The organism is Flavobacterium panici (assembly GCF_903819335.1).
Taxonomy (GTDB): Bacteria; Bacteroidota; Bacteroidia; order Flavobacteriales; family Flavobacteriaceae; genus Flavobacterium; species Flavobacterium panici.
In genome coordinates, this window is the sequence record NZ_CAIJDE010000024.1 from 1 (window position 1) to 271 (window position 271).

A 271-nucleotide genomic window follows, 5' to 3' on the forward strand; every position below is an offset into this window, starting at 1 on the left:
TCTCACAGCATTTAAAACACTCATTTTATTTTTTCCTTCATCAATTTTTCTAATGTAATATCTTCTCAGATCATTATCTAATCTAATTGCACTCATTGCTGCCAGATGTAGAATAGTTTTCAGGTTTTTATCGGCAAGCATTGACACTCCAGGTCTTCTTTTTAATGAGGTTCCGGATTGAAAATCGAAAGGTACAACTCCGCTGTAACATGCCATTTTTCTAGGATCAGTTATCACTGTAAAACCTTCTGTTTTTGATATTAATGTCCAT

The 271-nt window shown here is 33.6% G+C and carries 1 protein-coding gene; it reads right to left on the minus strand.

Features of this window, described 5'->3' with window-relative positions:
• Nucleotides 1-271 (minus strand): transposase (locus tag FLAPXU55_RS02235; protein WP_180856385.1); only part of this gene is annotated, 271 nt, incomplete at both ends.